Annotated in this window: 17 protein-coding genes; 8 read left to right on the forward strand and 9 right to left on the reverse strand. The window is 66.0% G+C overall.

Annotated elements, in window-relative coordinates; translation table 11 throughout:
- Positions 1-40: 40 nt before the first annotated feature.
- Complete coding sequence (locus ACVOJ1_RS04170; protein ID WP_164151451.1) at positions 41-1,048, reverse strand: zinc-binding alcohol dehydrogenase family protein; 1,008 nt, start codon at positions 1,046-1,048, stop codon at positions 41-43.
- A 91-nt stretch (positions 1,049-1,139) separates the two neighbouring features.
- On the opposite strand from ACVOJ1_RS04170, the gene ACVOJ1_RS04175 reads away from it, so the two are divergent.
- The 3 genes from ACVOJ1_RS04175 to ACVOJ1_RS04185 all read left to right on the forward strand — a co-directional run bounded on the left by ACVOJ1_RS04175 (position 1,140) and on the right by ACVOJ1_RS04185 (position 4,357).
- Positions 1,140-2,111 carry a LysR family transcriptional regulator gene (locus ACVOJ1_RS04175; protein WP_111187101.1) on the forward strand — a complete coding sequence of 324 codons (972 nt, stop codon included), beginning with the start codon at positions 1,140-1,142 and terminating at the stop codon, positions 2,109-2,111.
- A 15-nt stretch (positions 2,112-2,126) separates the two neighbouring features.
- Positions 2,127-2,756 carry a leucine efflux protein LeuE gene (gene leuE / locus ACVOJ1_RS04180; protein ID WP_053517234.1) on the forward strand — a complete coding sequence of 210 codons (630 nt, stop codon included), beginning with the start codon at positions 2,127-2,129 and terminating at the stop codon, positions 2,754-2,756.
- A 173-nt stretch (positions 2,757-2,929) separates the two neighbouring features.
- The gene (locus tag ACVOJ1_RS04185; RefSeq protein ID WP_053517233.1) at positions 2,930-4,357 is read left to right on the forward strand and encodes an amino acid permease; all 1,428 of its coding nucleotides are present in this window, start codon (positions 2,930-2,932) and stop codon (positions 4,355-4,357) included.
- A 51-nt stretch (positions 4,358-4,408) separates the two neighbouring features.
- Here the strand turns inward: ACVOJ1_RS04185 and ACVOJ1_RS04190 are convergent, their stop codons facing one another.
- Together ACVOJ1_RS04190 and ACVOJ1_RS04195 are read right to left on the reverse strand one after the other, a co-directional pair.
- Positions 4,409-5,650: a dipeptidase gene (locus ACVOJ1_RS04190; RefSeq protein WP_340044145.1), complete on the reverse strand. Its 1,242-nt coding sequence runs from the start codon at positions 5,648-5,650 to the stop codon at positions 4,409-4,411.
- A gap of 128 nt (positions 5,651-5,778) precedes the next feature.
- Complete coding sequence (locus ACVOJ1_RS04195; RefSeq protein WP_053517230.1) at positions 5,779-6,948, reverse strand: class I SAM-dependent rRNA methyltransferase; 1,170 nt, start codon at positions 6,946-6,948, stop codon at positions 5,779-5,781.
- Positions 6,949-7,298: 350 nt separating this feature from the next.
- Here ACVOJ1_RS04195 and ACVOJ1_RS04200 point away from each other — a divergent pair, with 350 nt between their 5' ends.
- Together ACVOJ1_RS04200 and ACVOJ1_RS04205 are read left to right on the forward strand one after the other, a co-directional pair.
- Positions 7,299-8,261: a TerC family protein gene (locus ACVOJ1_RS04200; protein ID WP_053517229.1), complete on the forward strand. Its 963-nt coding sequence runs from the start codon at positions 7,299-7,301 to the stop codon at positions 8,259-8,261.
- A 103-nt stretch (positions 8,262-8,364) separates the two neighbouring features.
- Positions 8,365-9,135: a rhomboid family intramembrane serine protease gene (locus ACVOJ1_RS04205; protein WP_111187097.1), complete on the forward strand. Its 771-nt coding sequence runs from the start codon at positions 8,365-8,367 to the stop codon at positions 9,133-9,135.
- Positions 9,136-9,221: 86 nt separating this feature from the next.
- Here the strand turns inward: ACVOJ1_RS04205 and ACVOJ1_RS04210 are convergent, their stop codons facing one another.
- The 6 genes from ACVOJ1_RS04210 to rpmH all read right to left on the reverse strand — a co-directional run bounded on the left by ACVOJ1_RS04210 (position 9,222) and on the right by rpmH (position 16,977).
- Positions 9,222-10,337, reverse strand: coding sequence for a glycerophosphodiester phosphodiesterase (locus tag ACVOJ1_RS04210; RefSeq protein WP_065182139.1), 1,116 nt, complete (start codon positions 10,335-10,337; stop codon positions 9,222-9,224).
- 143 nt (positions 10,338-10,480) lie between these two features.
- Positions 10,481-11,833 carry a tRNA uridine-5-carboxymethylaminomethyl(34) synthesis GTPase MnmE gene (gene mnmE, locus ACVOJ1_RS04215; RefSeq protein ID WP_346480053.1) on the reverse strand — a complete coding sequence of 451 codons (1,353 nt, stop codon included), beginning with the start codon at positions 11,831-11,833 and terminating at the stop codon, positions 10,481-10,483.
- Positions 11,834-14,506 (reverse strand): polysaccharide deacetylase family protein, encoded by a 2,673-nt coding sequence (locus ACVOJ1_RS04220; protein WP_346480054.1) that lies wholly within the window; start codon positions 14,504-14,506, stop codon positions 11,834-11,836.
- A 115-nt stretch (positions 14,507-14,621) separates the two neighbouring features.
- Positions 14,622-16,337 carry a membrane protein insertase YidC gene (yidC, locus tag ACVOJ1_RS04225; RefSeq protein ID WP_065174067.1) on the reverse strand — a complete coding sequence of 572 codons (1,716 nt, stop codon included), beginning with the start codon at positions 16,335-16,337 and terminating at the stop codon, positions 14,622-14,624.
- Positions 16,337-16,831, reverse strand: coding sequence for a ribonuclease P protein component (gene rnpA / locus ACVOJ1_RS04230; protein ID WP_080375251.1), 495 nt, complete (start codon positions 16,829-16,831; stop codon positions 16,337-16,339). Before rnpA ends, yidC begins: the two co-directional genes overlap by 1 nt.
- 5 nt (positions 16,832-16,836) lie before the next feature.
- Positions 16,837-16,977, reverse strand: a complete 141-nt coding sequence (gene rpmH / locus ACVOJ1_RS04235) for a 50S ribosomal protein L34 (protein WP_005411729.1) — start codon at positions 16,975-16,977, stop codon at positions 16,837-16,839.
- Positions 16,978-17,231: 254 nt separating this feature from the next.
- Here rpmH and dnaA point away from each other — a divergent pair, with 254 nt between their 5' ends.
- The 3 genes from dnaA (at position 17,232) to recF (ending at position 21,739) form a co-directional block, all read left to right on the forward strand.
- Entirely contained in the window at positions 17,232-18,563 is a 1,332-nt protein-coding gene (gene dnaA, locus ACVOJ1_RS04240) for a chromosomal replication initiator protein DnaA (protein WP_065174068.1), read from the forward strand.
- A gap of 275 nt (positions 18,564-18,838) precedes the next feature.
- Entirely contained in the window at positions 18,839-19,939 is a 1,101-nt protein-coding gene (dnaN, locus tag ACVOJ1_RS04245) for a DNA polymerase III subunit beta (protein WP_005411731.1), read from the forward strand.
- 705 nt (positions 19,940-20,644) lie between these two features.
- Positions 20,645-21,739 carry a DNA replication/repair protein RecF gene (recF, locus tag ACVOJ1_RS04250; RefSeq protein ID WP_346480055.1) on the forward strand — a complete coding sequence of 365 codons (1,095 nt, stop codon included), beginning with the start codon at positions 20,645-20,647 and terminating at the stop codon, positions 21,737-21,739.
- Position 21,740 lies beyond the last annotated feature (1 nt).

Genomic DNA, 21,740 nt, shown 5'->3' on the forward strand with positions numbered 1-21,740 from the left:
GGCCGGGTCATGCTTTGCTCTGCAGGAGGCAGACAGGCCTCTACCAGCCCTCGAGAACGATCTTGCCCTTGGCGCGGTGACTCTCCAGCACGGCATGCGCGCGACGCAGGCTCGCCGCTTCAATGCGGCCGAAATGCTCGCCCAGCGTGGTCTGCAGCACGCCGGCATCGACCAGGTCCGCGACGCGGTTCAACAGCACGTGCTGCTGCTGCATGTCCGGCGTCCGGTACAGCGGGCGGGTGAACATCGATTCCCAATGCAGCGACAGCGCCTTGCGCTTGAGCGCCATCACATCCAGCTGGCCAGGATCGTCGATCAGCCCCAACTGGCCCTGTGGCGCCAGCACCTCCACGATCTGCGCGAAATGCTGGTCGGTGTGGGTCAGGCTGGCGACATGCTCCACCTGCGCGATGCCCAGCCGTGCCAGCCCTTCGGCCAGTGGCTGGCCGTGGTCGATCACATGGTGCGCGCCCATCGCGTACACCCAGTCCTGCGTCTCCGGGCGCGAGGCGGTGCCGATCACGGTCAAGCGGGTCAGGCGACGCGCAAGCTGCACCAGGATCGAGCCGACGCCACCGGCCGCGCCGATCACCAGCAGGGTCTGGCCCTCGCCTGCGCCCTCGGCGATGCGCAGGCGATCGAACAGCAGCTCCCAGGCCGTGATCGCCGTCAGCGGCAGGGCTGCGGCGGCCGCATCGTCGAGGCTGGCCGGCTTGCGGCCCACGCTGCGCTCGTCCACCAGCTGGTACTCGGCATTGCTGCCGGACCGGTCGATCACGCCTGCGTAGTACACCGCGTCGCCCGGCTGGAACAGGGTCACCTCACTGCCCACCGCATCGACGATGCCGACGGCATCCCAGCCGAGCACGCGCGGGCCATCGGTGGCCATGTTGCGGCGGACCTTGGTGTCGACCGGGTTCACCGCCACCGCGCGCACCGCCACCCGGAGGTCGCGCGGGCCCGGCTGCGGAAGCGGCAGGTCGATATCGATCAGGGCCTGTGCATCGTCGATCGGCAGGCCGGCATGGGAATAGGCAATGGCGCGCATGGCAGCGGTCCAGTGGGAAAGGAGGCCACAGCGTGCGCCGCGCACGGTCCGCCGGAAAGGCGCACAATCGGGCAGGACTTTCACTCCTGCGATGAAAATGATCCGCTTCGACGACCTGCAGCTGTTCGTCCGTACCGCCGCGCTGGGCAGCTTCTCGCAGGCCGCGCGCGAGGCCGACCTGCTGCCCGGACAGGTCGCCGCCGCCGTGGCCCGGCTCGAGCGCGAACTGGACCTGCGCCTGTTCGTGCGCACCACCCGCAGCCTGCGGCTGACGGCCGAAGGCGCGCTGTACCTGCCTTACGCGCAGGAGGTGCTGGCGACCCTGCGCGAGGGCCAGGCCCGGGTGCAGGGCGAGGATGCCGAGCTGCATGGCACGCTGCGGCTCTCTGCCCCGTCGGACTTCGGACGCAACCTGCTGCTGCCGTGGCTGACCCGGTTCCGTGCGATGCATCCGCGCCTGCGGCTGCATCTGCGCCTGTCCGACGAAGTGGCCGATGTATTCCGCGATCCGGTCGATGTGGCGATCCGCATCGGGCATTTCGATGATGCCAGCTATGTCGCCCTGCCCCTGCTGGAAGGCAACCGGCGCGTGCTGGCGGCGTCGCCCGGCTACCTGCAGCGGCGCGGCACGCCGCAGCGGCTGGAGGATCTGCGCGATCACGACTGCCTGGCCTACCAGCTCGGTGGTCGCGCCTACGACCGCTGGGCCTTCGAGGTCGACGGCCGTCGCGTGGTGATCCCGGTACAGGGCCCGCTGGTGTGCGACGACGCCGATGTGGTGCGGCGCTGGGCGGTGGCCGGTGAGGGCATCACCTACAAGTCCTGGCTGGACCTGCGCGAGGACGTGCTCGCCGGGCGCCTGCAGCTGCTGCTTGGCGGTGTGGGCAGCCACATCCCACTGCAGCTGGTCTGCCCGCACCGCAAGCAGTTCTCGCCCGCGGTGCGGCAGCTGCATGCGCAACTGCGCCAGCACCTGCAACCGCTGCTGTCGGGCATGCCCGAGGGCGGCGGCGGCCCCCTGTCGCAGCGCGCGGCACTGGCCGACAATACCGGCTCCCCGTAGCAAGAGAACATCGCCATGCCGTGGATGGGCATCCAGGACCTGTGGACGTTTCTGGTCGCCGTGCTGGTGTTCCTCGCCCTGCCCGGGCCCGGCACGTTCACCCTGTTGACCGCCACCGGCCGGGGCGGGGTGCGCGGTGGTTACACCGCACTGGCCGGCCTGCTGGTCGGCGACCAGATCCTGATGTGGCTGGCCCTGGCCGGCGTGGCGGCCCTGCTGAAGGCCAACCCGCTGGTCTTTCACGCCGTGCAGTACCTGGGCGCGGCCTATCTGGTGTGGGTGGGCATCAGCCTGCTGCGCACGCCCAGGCAGGAGGGGGGCGATGCCGGCCCGATCCGCATGCAGCCGGGCCGCTACTTCCAGCAGGCGATCCTGGTCAGCCTGCTCAATCCGAAGGCGATCCTGTTCTACATGGCCTTCCTGCCGCTGTTCATCGATCCCAGGGCGCACCAGGGCATCGCCACCTTCGTCGCGCTGGCGGGGATCATCTTCGTGGTCAGCATCGCCTACTGCTCGCTGCTGATCTGGGTGGGCAACCTGGCGCGGCGCCGGTTGATCCAGCATCCGCGCGTCAGCGACGCGCTGCGACGCGTGGCCGGAGTGTTCCTGGTCGGCTTCGGCATCCGCCTGGGACTGAACGGCTGACCGGCACGGCGACGGCTGTCGGGCCCGTTCCGCAACCTTTGTGCTGATTCCGGCAGTGTCGTCGCGGTCATGCGCGCGCTGCGCCAGGCATGACCCCCGTCAGTGGTAATGCTGCGCTGCATTCGGTCACACTCGGAGACTTGTCGTTATCAGTCACCCCTTCCGAGGCCTGCATGTCCCTGCTCCGGCGCAAGTCCCTAGATTCCGTCACCGTCCACGAAGCCGGCAGGCGACTGGTCCCGACACTCAGCTGGCCGCACCTGATCGCGCTGGGCATCGGCGCCATCGTCGGTACCGGCATCTACACGCTGATCGGCGTCGGCGCCAATCTCGCCGGCCCGGCCGTCCTGATCTCCTTCGCCATCGCCGGTGCGGTCTGCGCCTGCGCAGCCCTGTCCTACGCCGAGCTGTCGACGATGATGCCGGCCGCCGGCAGTGCCTACACCTACAGCTACAGCGCGTTGGGCGAGGTGTTCGCCTGGGTGGTGGGCTGGAGCCTGATCCTGGAGTACTCGCTGGTGGTCAGCACGGTGGCCGTGGGCTGGTCGGGGTACTTCGTCGGCTTCCTGGAGTGGGTCCACACCCAGTTCGGCTGGGACGTGACCCTGCCGGCCGCGCTGGCCGCGGGTCCGCACGTGGAAGGCGGCATGATCAATCTGCCGGCGATCGTCATCACCTGGCTGGTGGCCCTGATGCTGATGGCCGGCACCAAGGAGAGCGCGACCCTCAACGCGATCCTGGTGGTGTTCAAGCTGATCGCGCTGGCCATCTTCGTGGCAGTGGCACTGCCGGCCTTCGACAGCAGCAACCTGCAGCCGTTCATGCCGTATGGCTTCGCCAAATCACTGGGTCCGGATGGTGTCGAGCGAGGCGTGATGGCGGCCGCCGCGATCATCTTCTTCGCCTTCTACGGTTTCGACGCGATCTCCACCGCTGCCGAGGAGACCAAGAACCCGGGCCGCGACCTGTCGATCGGCATCATCGGTTCGATGATCGGCTGCACCATCGTCTACGTGCTGGTGGCGCTGGCCGCCGTGGGTGCGATGAGCTACGCGGTGTTCGGCCACAGTGCTGAGCCGCTGGCGCTGATCATGCGCCAGCTCGGCCACCCGACCGCGGCGATGGTGATCGGTGTCATCGCGATCATCGCCCTGCCGACCGTGCTGCTGGCCTTCCTGTACGGGCAGAGCCGCATCTTCTTCGTCATGAGCCGCGATGGCCTGCTGCCGCGTGGCCTGTCCAAGGTCAGCGCGCGCACCGGTACGCCGGTGGCCACCACGCTGTTCACCGCGCTGGTGGTGTCGGCCCTGGCCGGCGTGGCACGCCTGGACGAGATCGCGGCATTGGCCAATGCCGGCACCCTGGCGGCGTTCACCGCGGTGGGCATCTGCCTGGTCGTGCTGCGCGTGCGTGAACCGAACCGCGAGCGAACCTTCCGCACGCCGCTGGCCTTCATCGTCGGGCCACTGGCCGCGCTGGGCTGCATCTACCTGTTCATCAGCCTGCCGCACACCACGCAGCTGTACTTCCTGCTGTGGAATGTCGCGGGCCTGGTGCTGTACTTCCTGTACAGCCGTCGCCATGCGCTGATCGCGCGCTGATCCAGACCGCGCCGGGCACGGCCCGGCGCAGATCCGGCCCGGGCGGGGCGGTTACCCGCCCTGCCTGGCGGCGTAGTCCTGCGCCTGCCGCATCACCCGCAGCAGATTGCCGCCCCAGATGCCGGCGATCTGCTGTTCCGTGTATCCCTTGCGCAGCAGCCACGCGGTGATCTTCGGCAGCTGGCTGACATCGGGCAGGTCACTCAGGCCGCCGCCGCCGTCCCAGTCCAGGCCGATGCCCACGTGTTCGGGCCCGACCACCTGGAGGATGTGCTCGAAGTGGGCGAAGAAGTCCTCCAGGCTGGCGTGCCGGACGGGGTGTTCGTGGTCCAGTGCCTGTTCGGCCTTCAACAAGGCCACGCCCTGCTCGATGCCCATGCCTTCCCAGCCTCCCAGCTGCCGGCTGAGTGCTTCTTCGGCCTGTTTGCGCTCGGCCGTCTTGCCGGTGTCGATCAGATAGCCGCCATAGGCGTTGACCTGGATCACACCACCGGCCTTGGCCAGCTTCTTCAGCCGCGCGTCGTCGAGGTTGCGTGGATGGTCGTAGACCGCCTTGGCTGAACTGTGCGAGAGCACGAACGGCACCGGCATCATCGCCAGCAGATCGTCGAACACGGCATCGGAGGCATGCGACTGGTCGATGACAATGCCGAGCTTCACCGCCTCGCGCACCAGCGCCTTGCCGGCCGGGCTCAGGCCTTTCCACTCCGGTCCCTTCGGATCGGTCGCAGAATCAGCGAACTCGTTGTTGGCGAAATGCACCGTGCTCAGCAGGCGCAGGCCGGCACGGTGATAGAACGAAAGCAGGCTGGGGTCGGCCACCAGCGGGCTGGCGTTCTCCATGCTGATGTAGACCACGCGTTTGCCGGCGGCCTTGATCCGCGCCGCATCGTCAGCGGTCAGGGCCAGGGCGAACCGATCGCCGTTGGCCGCCACCATCTCGCGGATTTCCAGCAGGCGCTGCAGGCCGTGATCGCGCTCGGCCAGGTGGGCGGCGGCGCTGCGGTCGCCCTGGTCGGTGTAGATCGCCCAGAACCCGCCGTCCAGTGATCCCTCGACCATGCGCGGGTAGTCCACCTGTGACAGCGCATTGCGATCATGGCGCTGTTCGATATCGAAGCCGGTGCGGCCAAAGTTGGCCGGCGTATCCAGGTGGCTGTCGAGCGTCAGCAGGCGCTGCTGCAATGTCTTGGCACGCGCAAGCTCCTGCGCGCTGAACTCGATGGCATGGGCGTTCAGCGGCGCGCTCAGCGCCAGGGCAAGCAGCACGGACAGACGGCGCAACGACGGCATGGGGTTCCTACCGGCAATGGGAAGAACCCGACCATAGCGCTGCGGCCGGCCAATTTGTAGAGCCGAGCGCATGCTCGGCTGCCAGACAGATCAGCCGAGCGTGGGCTCGGCTCTACAGCGCCACGCGGTCAATCAACCACGCGGCAGAACACCGCCTTCAGGTAACGCGATTCCTGCACGTGGGCCATGAACGGATGATCCGCGCCGGCACCGGCAACCTTCAGGATCTGCAGGGTGCGGCCGGAGAAATAGGCCGCACGGCGCAGCATGTCCAGGAACTGGTCCTCGGCCACCAGGCCGGTGCAGGAGAAGGTGGCGAACAGGCCACCGGGCTTGACCACGCCCAGCGCCAGCTTGTTCATGTCCAAGTACTTCTTCAGCGCATTGATCACCTGGTCGCGGTCGCGGGTCATCTTGGCCGGATCCAGGATCACCACGTCGTACTGCTCACCGCGGTTGGCGGCATCGCGCAGCCACGGGAAGATGTCGGACTGGATGAACTTCGGGCGCACGTTGTTCAGGCGCGAATTGCCCTTGGCGATCTGGATGACGTCTTCATCGATGTCGATGCCGACCACGTCCGAGGCCCCGCGTGCCGCTGCATAGACCGCGAAGCCGCCGGTGTTGCAGCACAGGTCGAGTACGCTCTTGCCTTCCACCTGCTGGCTCAGCCATTGCCGGTTCTCGCGCTGGTCGGCGAAGAAGCCGGTCTTGTGCGCGCCGGCAGGATCGGCGCGGAACTTGATGCCGTACTCGGTGATCACCGACGCTTCGGTGGTGGTGTTGCCGTGGAAGTCGAAGCTTTCCTGCTTCTGCACGTGCTCGTCGGCGAAGCTGTGGAAGCGGCAGCCGGGGAACTGCTCACGCAGCGCATCGTAGATCCACTCGCGGTGGCGGAACATGCCGGCGGCAAAGAACTCGACCACCACCAGGTCGCCGTAGCGATCGACCACCAGGCCGGACAGGCCATCGCCCTCGCTGTGCACCACGCGCCAGGCGTCGGACACGGCGTCCAGCTTCAGCACGTCACGGCGCAGCGACACCGCCTGGGCGATCTTGCGCGAGAACCAGCCGGCATCAACCGCAACGGCCTGATGGGTTTCAAGAATGCGCACGGCGATGCGCGAGTGCCCGTTGTAGAACCCGCGCCCGATGAATTCCCCGTCCACCCCGACCACGTCGACGAGGGAACCGGGCTTGGGCCGGACGGTCGGCTTCTCGACCAGTTTCTGGAAGATCCACGGGTGGCTGGAGCGCCACGCGTTCTTGAGGCGGACAACGGGAAGGGGGGTATTCATCCACCTATTGTAAACCGGCCGCCGGGAGTCAGATCCCCGCAGGGGCTCTGACCCCTCTCTGGCGGGAACATGGGCTCGGGGCCCCTGCGGGGATCCGACCCCCGTGCCCGGGCATTTGACGGCGGACGCGGCAGGCCGCAGAATCGGCGCCAGAAGGGGAGTAGCTCCCAGACGTTGTCGCCGTCATTTCGAGCCCGCAGGCTCCGGTGCAACGGCAGTTCCAGCCGACTGGAACTGCGAGCGAGACCTTCGCCGTACTGGCGAAGCTCTGTCCCTGGATCCCCTCCCGATCCTCCGTTGCAGATCCTCGCCGTCCGGCCTGGCATTCATCTTTCCAACGGACATTCCCAATGCAGACGATCGGTAACATGTGGTTGTGGGGCGGCTTCGCAGCGGTGGTGGTCATCGCCCTGCTGGTCGACCTCGTGTTGATGCGCCATGGTGGCCCGCACAAGGTCACCTTCAAGGAGGCCCTGTGGTGGTCCATCGGCTGGGTCGCGCTGGCCCTGCTGTTCAACGCCGGCCTCTGGTACTACCTGAATGAGACGGCCGGCCAGGTCGTGGCCAACAAGGTCGGTCTCGAGTTCCTGACCGGCTACCTGGTCGAGAAGGCGCTGGCGGTGGACAACATCTTTGTCTTCCTGATGATCATGAGCTACTTCGCGGTGCCGGAGGAACAGCGCCAGAAGGTGCTGATCATCGGCATCCTGGGCGCGATCGTGCTGCGTACGATCATGATCTTCGCCGGCAGCGTGCTGATCAGCCAGTTCCATTGGCTGCTCTACGTGTTCGGCGCCTTCCTGCTGTTCACCGGCTGGAAGATGTGGTTTGCCGCCGGACAGGAGCCGGACCTGGAGAGCAACCCGGCCCTGCGCTGGATGCGCAAGCACCTTCGCCTGCTGCCGGAGTACGCCGGCAACGCCCTGAGCGTGAAGCGCGACGGCGTGCGCTGGTTCACCCCGTTGTTCGCGGTGCTGATCCTGATCGCCGTCACCGACGTGATCTTTGCGGTGGACAGCATCCCGGCGATCTTCGCGATCACCACCGATCCGTTCATCGTGCTGACCTCCAACGTGTTCGCGGTACTGGGCCTGCGTGCGATGTTCTTCCTGCTGGCCGGCATGGCCGACCGCTTCCACCTGCTGCCGTACGGCCTGGCACTGGTGCTGGGTTTCATCGGCATCAAGATGATGATCATCGACCTGTTCAAGATCCCGACCCCGGTCTCGCTGGGCGTGGTCGCGCTGATCATTGCCGCCACCGTCGTGCTGAGCCTGAAGTACCCGCCCAAGGAAGGCGAAGGCCAGGCCTGATCGCGGCTGGCAGACATGGCCAGCGGGATTGTCCCGCTGGCCGCTTCCACTCTCCCGCAGCGGTGGCCTTGGTTTCGCGCCAGCCACCGCCATTGCTTGAGGTATGAACAGCAACGCGCCCCTGCCCGCCGGCGACGTGCCGGCCCCCCGCAACGACCGCCTCCGCATCCTGCGGGCGTTCAATGTCAGCCTGGCCGCCGTGCTGGTGCTGGTGGTCGTGTTCGCCCTGCAGGGCACGTTCGACTGGCGCCCCTGGGCGGTAGCGCCGCTGGAAGCCAAGGGCCTGCTCGGCCTGCTCGGCGCCCCGCTGCTGCATGCCTCGGTCGAGCACATCGCCGCCAACAGCATCGCGATCCTGATCCTCGGCACCCTGGCCGGAAGCGTCTATCCCAAGGCCACCGTCCGCGCCCTGCCCCTGCTCTGGCTGGGATCGGGTGTGGGCGCATGGATGCTGGGCAATCCCGGCAGCATCCATCTGGGTGCCAGCGGCGTGACCCACGGCCTGATGTTCCTGCTCGCCGGCCTCGGCCTGCTGCGCCGCGACCGCGCCGCCATCGCCACCGGCCTGATCGGCATGCTGTTCTACGGTGGCATGCTGATGACCATCCTGCCGCATGCCGACGGCGTGTCCTGGCAATCGCACATGGGCGGCGCCTTCGCCGGCATCATCGCAGCGCTGCTGTTCCGCACCGCTGACCCGCTGCCACCGCGTCCGCGCTACAGCTGGGAGGACGAGGAAGACAACGCAGAACCGCTGGCCGACGATGAACTGGAGCCGCCGTCGCCACACCGTGTGCCGGTCCTGTGGCAGCCGCGCGAAGGGCAGGATTACGTGGTCATCCCGTTCCGGCGGCCGGACGAACCGCGCGGCTGAGGTGGGATGGGTCCCGGGCATGGCCCGGCGCTACGGTTCACCGGCATCCCGGGTAGCGCCGGGCCATGCCCGGCGGCGTTGACGTGTCAGTTCGCCGCGTTGCCCGCCGCGCCAGTGCCATCCACCGCCTGCCGGCCCAGCGCCGGGTCATCGGTGAAGAACGCATCGATGCCGGTGGCCAGATAGGCGCGCATCTCGGCGATCGACCCTTCGGCGTTGCGCGCGTTGTCCGCTCCCCTGCGCAGGTTGCTGGGCTGGAACTGATTCTCCGGGCGGAAGGTATACGGGATCACCATCAGGCCGGCCGCGTGCGCATCGCGCACCAGCGCGGTCGGCGTTCCCAGCGCACCGTTGGCGTCCAGCGGAATGATCGAGCGCAGTTCAGGACCGATGCCATCGGCATAGGCCGCGATGTCCTTCAGGCCCGCTGGAGTCATCATCTGTGCATAGGTCAGCGTGCCCCCGGCCTTGGCGACGTCGGCCGGCTGGGTATCGCCCTTCCACAGCAGCTGCAGCAGGCGGATGTTGCTGTCCTGCGGGATCTTGCTGCGCAGGTAACGCAGGTTGGCGGTTTCGAAGGACTGGATGGTGACCGGGCCGACGTTGGTGTAGGCATTGCCACGCAGCGCGGCCAGCAGTTTGTCTTCCATCGGCAGACCGATGGACTGGAAGTAGGTCGGATGCTTGATCTCCGGCACCAGCCCGATGCCGCGATTGGCGCGGCCGGCCTGCTGGACCAGGAACGCGAGGATTTCATCGAGACTGGCGATGCGGAACTGGCCGTCGTAGGCCGTGCTGCGCAGGTCGGGCAGGCGTTCGCGCGCGTACAGCGTCTTCAGCTCGGCCAGGGTGAAGTCTTCGGTGAACCATCCGTCCACCGTCTGCCCGTCGATGACCTTGCGGGTGCGGCGGCTGGCGAATTCGGGATGCGAGGCGACATCGGTGGTGCCCCCGATCTCGTTCTCATGGCGGGCCACCATCACCCCGTCCCTGGTCATCACCAGGTCCGGTTCGATGTAGTCGGCTCCGTCGGCGATGGCCTGTGCATACGCAGCCAGGGTGTGTTCCGGCAGCAGCGCGCTGGCGCCGCGATGACCATAGACCGACGCCCTGGCCGCAGCCGGGAGAGAGGATTCAGCACTCATGGCCACCGATGGTGCCACGGCCAGCGACAACAGCAACGCACAACCCCACGACTTCACTGCAACGTCCCCCAACGGTAGGTGATGGGCGGCAGTATGCGGCGGCAATGTGACAGGTGGGGGACCTGGGGTCGGATCCCCGCAGCGGCTGTCACCCCATGTGGCAAACGGGGTCAGAGCCCCTGCGGGAATCTGACCCCGGCTTACTTGCCGATGCAGAAGCTGGAGAAGATCCGTCCCAGCAGGTCATCGGCGCTCATCTGCCCGGTGATCTCGCCCAGCGCGTCATGTGCGAGCCGCAGCTCTTCGGCTGCCAGTTCCAGGTGTTCGTGGGCCAGCTCGTCATCAGCGCGACGGGCATGTTCCTGCGCACGCTCGATTGCATCCACGTGGCGGGTGCGCGCGGAGAACTCGCCGTCCACCTGTTCGCCCGCGCCTGCCGACGCGATCGCGCGCAGGCGCGCGTGGAGGTCGCCGAGTCCTGCACCGGTGGCGGCCGAAACGAACACACGGTCCGGATCGTCCACGGTTGGGCCGGCCTGCAGCAGATCCGACTTGTTGTGGATGTAGACCTTGTGCGGCACAGCCCGCACCGCTTCGCCGATGGCCGCCTCGCCCGCCGCCGGATCGCGCGCATCCAGCACGATCAGCGCCAGGTCGGTGCGTTCGATCTCCACGCGCGCGCGGCGCATGCCTTCGCGTTCGATGGCGTCGCCACCGTCGCGCAGGCCGGCGGTATCGACCAGGGTCAGCTCCAGTCCATCCAGGCGGATGGTCTCGCGCAGCGTGTCGCGCGTGGTGCCGGCGATGTCGGTGACGATGGCGCGTTCGCTGCCGGCAAGCGCATTGAGCAATGAACTTTTGCCGGCGTTGGGCGGGCCGATCAGCACCGCGTGCAGGCCATCGCGCAGGCGACGGCCACGCTCGGCATCGCGGCGCAGCAGGGCCAGGTCGCTGCGTGCCAGTTCCAGCCCGCGGCGCACCTGCGCGCCGCCCAGCGTATCCAGCGGCTCATCTACAAAATCGATGGCCGCTTCCACATGCACGCGCAGCAGCACCAGCTGCTCGACCACGGCGTCGATGCGCCGCGAGAACACCCCGTCCAGCGAGCGACGGGCAGCACGCGCGGCGCGGTTGTCGCCCGCAGCGATCAGATCGGCGATGGCCTCGGCCTGAGCCAGATCGAGCTTGCCGTTGAGGAAGGCGCGCTCGCTGAACTCACCGGGCCGCGCCTGCCGCGCGCCGAGCGCGATGCAGCGTGCAACCAGTTGCTGCAGCAACACCGGGCTGCCATGGCCCTGCAGTTCCACCACTTCTTCGCCGGTGAAGCTGTTCGGTGCCGGGAACCACAGCACGATGCCATCGTCGATCACCTCGCCGTCGGCGTCGCGTAGACGTGCGTAATGCGCGTGACGTGGGCGCAGGCCGGTTGCGCCCAGTGCGTTGGCGATGGCGGCGGCGCGCGGGCCGGACACGCGCAGGATGCCGACGCCACCTGCACCTGGCGCGCTGGCGATGGCGACAATGGTGTCGTTGCGGGTCGCGTCGTTCGTCACTCAGAGTTTCTCCAGCTGTGCGCGCGCCTGTGCAGCACCACTGCCCTGCGGCTGCAGCGCCAGGTAGGTGATGTAGGCCTGCTTCGCCTTGGCCTTGTCGCCGGCGTTGAAGTAGGCATCGCCCAGATTCAGATAGGCCACGGCGCGCGATGGGTCGATCTTCAGCGTGTTCTCCAGCCAGCGCGCAGCTTCAGCGTAGCGCTGCTGGCGGTAGTAGACGAAGCCAAGGTTGTTCGCGGCCTGGGCGAAGTCCGGGCGAAGCTTCAGCGCCTCGGTGAACTGCGCGACCGCCTCGTCGTACTGCTTTTCCCGGTACAGCTGCAGACCTCGGTCATTGGCTTGCTGCGCGCGTTGGCGATCCGACGCAGGGCCGGCGCTGGGCACCACCAGCTTGGCCCTGCCGCCCTGCAGGTCGGCCACGGTCACTGGCGTCTGGCTGCCCTTGGCTTCACTGGCGGCCTCGACCTTGTTGTTCAGTGCGATCGCATCGGCAGTCAGCTGGCGCGTATCGGCGTTGAGGAATTCCTGGCTGTCCGGAACCTGGAACACGAACTCGCCGCCCTGCGAACCGGGCAGGCTGCCGAAGGCCGGCGTCTGGTGCGAAACGGCCGATACTGCCGGCGCCACGTAGGCGGCCAGTTCGGTACCGGTGATCAGGCCGTCGCCGTTGAGATCGCCCTTGCCGGCCAATGCCTGCAGCAGCACCCACGTGAACACCGAGTGCCCGTTCGGGCCGGCGTCGGCCACCTGCTGGTCGGCACCGCCGGCGGTCAACATCTGCCGCGCGCTGCGACGCGCGTTCTCGCGCAGGAACGACGACGACGAGGGGCCACTACGGGTCAGGCCCAGGCCGCTGTAGCAGGCATCCATCACGAACAGCACGTGCTTGGCCTGCATGCTCTCGGCGATGTTCTGGATGTCGGTCATCGCGATGGCGTCGGTGGCGAACTCCTTCGGGTCCGAATCGACCGGGATGATGTAGCCAAGGTCGCGTCCGGAGGCGAGCTGGCGGGTGGCGCCGTGGCCAGCGAAGAACACGAACACGCGGTCGTTCTTTCCGGTGCGGTCATCGGCCAGGCGGTCGTGGAAGGCGGCGAGGATGTTGTTGCGCGTGGCCTGCTCGTTCTTCAGCACGATCACCTGCGAGGACGGGAAGCCGAACTGCCCGGTCAGAGTGTCGGCGACCGCCTGCGCATCATGGCTGGCGTATTCCAGTTTCGGCCACTTGGCGTAGCTGTCGATACCGACCACGATCGCCCATGATTTCTCGTAGCCGGTGGTGACGGTGGCGGCACCGGCATCACCCTTGCGCGCGCGCGCCACGGTGAAATCGCGGCCGTTCCAGCCGGCAAACTGGTAACCGTCGGCAATCAGCCGGTCGAGGATCTGCGGCAGCGCCTTCACTGCGCGATCGTGGATGTCGTGGAACAGGATGATGCCGCGCTGTTCCTTGTTCACCTGGTCGAGCACGCGCTGCACGATCGATTCCGGCACCGGATCGGCCCAGTCCATCGAGTCGATGTTCCACATGATCGACTTCAGTCCGGCCACGTTCAGCAGCTGCATGCCTTCGGCGTTGCGCGCACCGTACGGGAAGCGGAACAGCGGCGCGCGCTTGCTGTCCACATCCTTCAACAGCGTATCGGTGTCCAGCACCTGCTGGCGCAGCGCTTCACCGGTGGTGCGCGAGAGCTGCGCATGGGTCAGGCTGTGGTTGCCCACCGCATAGCCGTCTTCCATCAGCTGGCGGCTGATCTTCGCCATCGGGCCGAGACTGACCTTGCCATCGGCTTCCACCTTGCCGAGGTTGCGACCGACCTCGAAGAACACGCCCGGCACGTCGTAGCGTTTGAGGATGGCCACCACTTCATCGGTATAGGCCTTATGCGGGCCATCGTCGAAGGTCAGCACCACGGTCTTGGCCGGCAGGTCGCGGCCGAAGATCTCGCGGTCGCTGTCCTTCATCGACATCGGATACGGCTCGATCACCCCGTAGTCGCGCAGGATCGCTTCGCGACTGTAGTCCTTGCGCAGGTGGGCGATGTAGTCCTCCCACTTCTCGCGTTTGAGCCCGATGGCACGGGTGCGCTCGAAACGGCTGAAGATGCGGGTCAGTTCCTGGTTGTAGTTGCGCTCGATCTCATCGAGCGCTTCCAGATCCTCGCCGATGCGCTGGTGCAGCTTCACCGCCGGCAGCGAAGAGTCGGTGCCGATGCGCTCATGCAGATCGCGCAGCACTTCGCGGAAGGCCAGGCGGTCGGCGTCGAACAGTTCCGGCGCCGACTCGATGTAGTCCAGCACGGTGCCGAGAGTGGCGAAACGCTGGGAGCTGGAACCACGCAGCAGCGTATCGAACTGCGCGGCGATCGCCGTGCGCTGTTCCAGCCCATCGTGGAACAGCTGCTGGCCCACGCGTGTGGACCTACCACGATCGGCGGCCGACTGCTGTTCCTCGTCGGCCAGCAACACGATGATCCGGCGGTAGCCGTCGAGCTGCCTCTGCAACGCAGCCAGTAACGGCGCAGCGGCCGGATCGGCGGCCGCCGCCGCCTGCGCGCTGGGCTGGGTGACGGTGGTCGCCGGTGCCTTCGCGTCCTTGTCACCACAGCCGGCAACGGCCAGGGTAAGCAGCAGCGAAGGAAGGAACAGGCGGAACGACGACGCACGTGGCATGGCCAACTCGGAAGTGGGAGGAACGGTGTGCGGGGAATTCTAACGCCGCATGCGAAAAGCCCGCCTTGCGGCGGGCTTCTGCTGTGGTCAGCCGGCCAGCGGCCGACTCTACCGATTACTTCTTCTTGACCGGAGCCGATGCGGCGGTGGCCGGGACCGGGTCGCCGCCATGGCGCTTGGTCATCCACCACTGCTGCAGCAGGCCCAGGCCGCCGTTGACCACCCAGTACAGGACCAGGCCGGACGGCATGAAGGCCATCATGACGCCGAACACCAGCGGCATGAACTGCATCATCTTCTGCTGCATCGGGTCCATGCCCGGCGCAGGCGTGAGCTTCTGGGTGAACCACATCACCGCCACGTTGATCACCGGCAGGATGAAGTACGGGTCACGCGCGGTCAGGTCCTGGATCCAGCCCAGCCACGGCGCCTGGCGCAGTTCGACCGACTCCACCAGCACCCAGTACAGGGCGAAGAAGATCGGCATCTGGATGAGGATCGGCAGGCAGCCGCCCATCGGATTGATCTTTTCCTTCTTGTACAGCTCCATCATCGCAGTCTGGAACTTCTGGCGGTCATCGCCATAGCGTTCCTTCAGCTGCTGGATGCGCGGCTGGAAGCGGCGCATCTTGGCGCCACTCTTGTACTGCACGGCCGACAGCGGGTACAGCACCAGCTTCAGCAGCACCACCAGGCCGACGATCGCCCAGCCCCAGTTGCCGACCAGCTTGTGCACCTGGTTGAGCACCCAGAACAGGCCCTGGCCGATCACCGCCATCATCGAGAAACGGCTGTAGTCGACCACGCGATCCAGGCCCGGCACGTCTTCCTTGGCGATCAGGTTGACCAGCTTGGGGCCGACCCACAGGCGCGCTTCGGTGCTGGTGGACTGGCCCGGGGCCAGGGTAAAGGCCGGTCCGCGCGCTTCGATCAGGTCACGACCGTCCACCTGCGACAGCACGTAGTGGGCGACCTGGTCCTTCTGCGGGATCCACGCGGTGAAGAAGTGGTGCTGCAGCATCGCCAGCCAGCCGCCGGTGATGTTCTGGTTCAGCGCACCGTCCTCCAGGTAATCCTTGAACGCACGACGCTGGTACTTTTTGTCGTTGTCGTACCAGGTGGCACCGTTGAAGCTGAAGGAATCCGGGTTGGTCATGCTCCGCGACAGGATGGTCGGGGTGCGATCCAGGGTGCGGTAGACGTAGCCGTTCCACGTGGTGGCGCCGGCATTGCTGACTTCATCCTTGAAGCGCACGGCGTACTCGTTGCGCGAGACGGTGAGGGTGCGCTTGATGGTCACGCCGTTGTCGGCGGTCCACACGAACGGGATCTGCAGTTCGTTCTGGCCCTTGGCCAGCACGAAGTCGCGGGTGTCACCGACCAGCTTGAAGCCGTCGGCGCCGGGCACCGGGGCGTTCTTGTCCTGGCTGGCCCAGCCGCTGATCGCGCTGTACGGATGCGCGGGATCTTCGGTCAGCAGGCGGACCGGCGGGCTGCCTTCATCCTTGGTCTGCGGGAACTGCAGCAGCTCGGCGTCGAGCACGCGGCCCCCGTCCAGTACCAGGCGCAGGACGTCGGTGGTGACGGTCACGCGCTGGGCGGCCGGGGTCGCGCTGGCCTGGGCCTGCGTGGGCGCCTGGCCCGGGGCCGCCGGCACCTGGGCGCTGGGAACGCTGCCTGCGGCGGCGCCCGGCACGGTCTGCGCCGCGGCCGGGGCCGAACGGGTCGTCGGAGCAGGGGTCGGAGCGGCCTGCTCGCGGCTCCACTCCATCCACAGCAGCACGGCCACCATCAGCCAGGCAAAAATGAGAAATACGCGGGTCTGGTTCATCAGCGGACAGGCTCGGCGGGGCCGGAACGCGGTGCCGGCTCGGTCAAAGAGGGAGTTGCGATGCCATCAGGCGGCGGCATTGTGCCGTCCACGCCCGGCGCGGGCAATGCACGCAGGCGGCGCAGCAGGCGCAGGAAGGCCTGGCGGATGTCGTCATTGCTGGCGTGACGCGCAGCACTACGGGCCACGACGACAAAGTCGCCTGGCTGGATATCGGTTCGTGTCTGACGCAGGATGTCGCGCAGGACGCGCTTGATCCGGTTGCGCCCGACGGCGTTCGGATCGACCTTGCGGGAAACCGCCAGACCCAGCCTGGCCGGCCGGTCAGCCGGCAGCCAGTGCAGGGTCATCAGCGGATCGGACACACGGCGGGCGCCGTTGAAGACCGTTGAGTATTCGGCACGCGTGCGAACCCGCGCAGAGCGAGGGAATCGCTTGCGCGGGTCTGCAGTATTCACTGTCGAAGGGATTGCGTCTGCCGCGATGTGCGGCATGGCAATCAGGCGCTCAGGACTTTGCGGCCCTTGGCGCGGCGACGCGACAGGATCTTGCGGCCGTCAGCGGTCTTCATACGGGCACGGAAGCCGTGGTCGCGCTTACGCTTGAGGTTGCTGGGCTGGTAGGTGCGCTTGGTGGCCATTGGGGCCTCTCGTATGAATGGGACGGAAAGAACCGGAAATTCTAGAGAGGTACCCCACCCCGCGTCAAGCCCTGGGGACTACGCGAATTCACCGGCCTGTGCAATAGCTGTGGATGTTTTTGTGAATAAGTAGGGGACAAGCATTCCGAAGGCGGGCGCTCGGTGGTAGTCTGAGCCATCCATTTCCCCCCTTTCCGGCCTGTGTTTGGGCGCCTTGTCGCGCCCCCACCCCGGCCATCGGACGATTATTGCTGATGGATGCCTGGTCCCGTAGTCTCGAACGCCTCGAAGCGGAGTTCCCGCCTGAAGACGTTCACACCTGGTTGAAGCCGCTGCAGGCCGATCTGCGCGTGGACAGCCTGGTGCTGTATGCACCGAATGCCTTCATCGTCGACCAGGTGCGCGAGCTGTACCTGCCGCGCATCCGCGAGCTGCTGGCGCATTTCGCTGGTTTCAGCGACGTTTTTCTTGAAATCGGCTCCCGTCCGCGCCCGGTAGAGGCGCAGACCGCGCCGGTTTCCACGCATTCGGCGCACGCAGCCAGCGAACCCCAGGTGCCGTTCGCCGGCAATCTGGACAGCCATTACACCTTCGCCAACTTCGTCGAAGGCCGCAGCAACCAGCTCGGCCTCGCCGCTGCGTTCCAGGCAGCGCAGAAACCGGGCGATCGCGCACACAATCCGCTGCTGCTGTACGGAGGCACCGGACTGGGCAAGACCCACCTGATGTTCGCCGCCGGCAACGCCATGCGCCAGGCCAATCCGGGTGCGAAGGTGCTGTACCTGCGCTCGGAACAGTTCTTCAGCGCGATGATCCGGGCCTTGCAGGAAAAGACCATGGATCAGTTCAAGCGCCAGTTCCAGCAGGTCGACGCGCTGCTGATCGACGACATCCAGTTCTTCGCCGGCAAGGATCGCACCCAGGAAGAGTTCTTCCACACCTTCAACGCCCTGTTCGACGGCAAGCAGCAGATCATCCTGACCTGTGACCGGTACCCGCGCGAGGTCGAAGGGCTGGAAGCGCGCCTCAAGTCGCGGCTTGCCTGGGGACTGTCGGTCGCAATCGAACCGCCTGACTTCGAGACCCGTGCGGCGATCGTGCTGGCCAAGGCGCGCGAACGCGGTGCGGAGATTCCCGATGATGTTGCGTTCCTGATCGCCAAGAAGATGCGCTCCAATGTGCGCGACCTCGAGGGCGCGCTGAATACTCTGACCGCCCGCGCCAACTTCACCGGCCGTGCGATCACCACCGAGTTCGCGCAGGAAACCCTGCGTGACCTGCTGCGCGCCCAGCAGCAGGCGATCAGCATTCCCAACATCCAGAAAACCGTTGCCGACTACTACGGACTGCAGATCAAGGATCTGCTGTCCAAGCGCCGCACCCGCTCGCTGGCCCGTCCGCGCCAGGTCGCCATGGCCCTGACCAAGGAGTTGACCGAGCACAGCCTGCCCGAGATCGGCGACGCATTCGCCGGTCGCGATCACACCACGGTGCTGCATGCCTGCCGTCAGATCCGGACGTTGATGGAAACCGACGGCAAGCTCCGCGAAGACTGGGACAAGCTGATCCGGAAGCTGAGCGAATGATGCACGGACGCCGATGAGGCGTCATCGCACAAAACGGTGCAGAATCCGGTAGCAAGCGCGGGATGAGTTGTGGATAAAAAAGGCGCCTGACAACGCGCGGAATTTATCCACAGCTTTCCCCACCCTCTGGGGGGCGGTAATACAGAGGGTTTCGAGGCCAGAAATCCTTTTTATTACAAAGACTTAACGTTGTTTTCCAGCGATTCTGTCTCTACCAGCACCACCAAGCTTTTGATTTATTCCACATTTTTTAAAGCATAGGGGCACGGAACCACATGCGTTTCACACTGCAGCGCGAAGCCTTTCTCAAGCCGTTGGCACAGGTCGTCAACGTGGTCGAACGCCGCCAGACCCTTCCGGTTCTGGCCAATTTCCTGGTCCAGGTGCAGAACGGCCAGCTTTCGCTGACCGGTACCGACCTGGAAGTGGAGATGGTGTCGCGGATCGCGGTTGAAGATGCCCAGGACGGCGAAACCACCATTCCGGCGCGCAAGCTGTTCGAGATCATCCGCGCCCTGCCCGATGGCAGCCGGATCACCGTCTCGCAGACCGGTGACAAGATCACCGTACAGGCGGGTCGCAGCCGCTTCACCCTGGCAACGCTGCCGTCCAACGACTTCCCGTCGGTAGACGAGGTGGAAGCCACCGAGCGCGTGGCGATCGGCGAAGCGACCCTGAAGGAGCTGATTGAACGCACTGCGTTCGCGATGGCCCAGCAGGACGTGCGCTACTACCTCAACGGCCTGCTGTTCGACCTGCGTGGCGATGCGCTGCGTACGGTGGCCACCGACGGACACCGCCTCGCCCTGTGTGAAACGGATCTGGCCAAGCCCAGCGGCTCCAAGCGACAGATCATCGTGCCGCGCAAGGGCGTGACCGAGCTGCAGCGCCTTCTGGAGAGCGGCGACCGGGAGATCGAGCTGGAGGTAGGCCGCAGCCACGTGCGCGTGAAGCGGGACGATGTCACGTTCACCTCGAAGCTGATTGACGGTCGTTTCCCGGACTATGAAGCCGTGATTCCGATTGGTGCCGACCGCGAGGTAAAGGTCGACCGTGAGGCACTGCGCGCCTCGCTGCAGCGTGCGGCCATCCTGTCCAACGAGAAGTACCGCGGCATCCGCGTGGAAGTTTCGCCGGGCAACCTGAAGATCAGCGCGCATAACCCGGAGCAGGAAGAGGCGCAGGAAGAGATCGAAGCCGATACCACCGTCAGCGATCTGGCCATCGGCTTCAATGTGAATTACCTGCTGGACGCCCTGTCCGCATTGCGCGACGAAGAGGTCATCATCCAGCTGCGCGACTCCAATTCGTCGGCGCTGGTGCGTGAGTCCAGCAGCGAGAAGTCCCGCCATGTGGTGATGCCGCTGCGTCTCTGACAGTTGCGCTGTTCCACGTGGAACCAGAAGACGCCCGGGACGTTCCGGGCGTTTTTTTTTGGGGGTTCCACGTGGAGCATCCCGTTTCTTCATCGTGCTGCAAGGGGCCAGTCCCCGGTGTGACAGATCCCTATAGCTGTTCTGCCTGCCTGGATCCGCGGAGTTGCTCCTCTTGCTGACGCGACTATCCACAGACGTCGTTGCAGGCGCTGTGCGCCCTTCCTAGCTTCTAAATCTGGGTATAAATCTAAAGCCTGGTGGTGATGGTAGAGCCAGATTTCGTGGAGAACAGGGTCATCTCGTTGATTTTATTGGTTTTTAATGTGCTGAAACCCCCTGCATATCGGCGCCTGGGGCTGGGGGGGAACCTGTGGATAGATTTCAGGCAGGGCCAAAGCGGCTTTTTTATCCACAGATTGCCCATACCTTGTGTATAAGTAATACCGGGCCGCTGTGCATAGCGTGAAACCGCTGGCTTGAAATTCTTGAAATCTGTGGAACCGCCACGGGTGTTGGTGCGCAGATTTCAAGGAAATGCGGCAGGTTTTTTGCGGGCCGTCGTCCGTAAGCCGGTCAGGACACGTTCGCAACCGCGCCATGGTCTGCAGGGCGATAGCCTGACGCCAACGGCGGACTTGACCGATGCAGTAAGCTGATGGACTCCCTGCCCCTCTACCGCTTCGTGCGGATGGTCCTTCGCACCCCATGCAGATCCGTCGCCTCGTCCTGCACCATCTGCGCCGCTTCGCCGTGGTGGATCTGTCGCCACAACCGGGATTGAATCTGCTGACGGGCGACAATGGGGCCGGCAAGACCAGTGTGCTGGAGGCGTTGCATCTGATGGCTTACGGGCGCAGCTTCCGTGGTCGGGTGCGCGACGGCCTGGTGCGCCACGGCCAGGATGCGCTGGACATCTTTGTGGAATGGGACGAACAGCGCGGCCAGTCATCGCCGCACCGCCGCAAGGCCGGTCTCCGCCATAGCGGACAGCACTGGAAGGGGCGTCTGGATGGTGAAGATGTCAGCCAGCTTGGCAATCTATGTGCTGCACTGGCGGTGGTGACGTTCGAGCCGGGCAGCCATGCTCTGGTCAGCGGTGGTGGTGAGCCCCGTCGGCGTTTCCTGGATTGGGGATTGTTCCACGTGGAACCGGATTTTCTGTCCCTGTGGCGCCGCTACTCACGGGCGCTCAAGCAGCGCAACGCCCTGCTCAAGCAGGGAGGGCCGGCGAGGATGCTCGATACGTGGGATCACGAACTGGCTGAGGCCGGCGAACCGTTGACCAGCCGACGTCAGCGTTATCTGGAGCGGCTGCAGGAGCGCACCATCGCGCTGGCGGCCAGTCTTGCCCCCCAGCTGGGTATCCAGGCGCTGGACCTCAGTCCGGGATGGCGCCGCCACGAACTGCCGCTGGCCGATGCACTGCTGTTGGCACGCGAGCGGGACCGGCAGGCGGGCTATACATCTGTTGGGCCCCATCGGGCGGACTGGAGCGTGGACTTCAGCCATATTCCAGGGCGGGACGCGCTGTCGCGCGGCCAGGCCAAACTTACGGCCTTGGCGTGTCTGCTGGCCCAGGCCGAAGACTATGCGGAACAGCGCGGGGAATGGCCGGTCATTGCTCTGGACGATCTGGCCTCCGAACTGGATCGCACCCACCAGGCGCGGGTGCTGGAGCGCCTGCTTGCCGGCCCGGCGCAGATCTTCGTCACGGCAACCGAAACGCCGGCCGCGCTGCAGGCGCTGACTGACATCACCCGGTTCCACGTGGAACATGGACAGATCGTGGCTGTGCCATAGT

The sequence above is a fragment of the Stenotrophomonas sp. STEN225 genome (genome assembly GCF_056756445.1).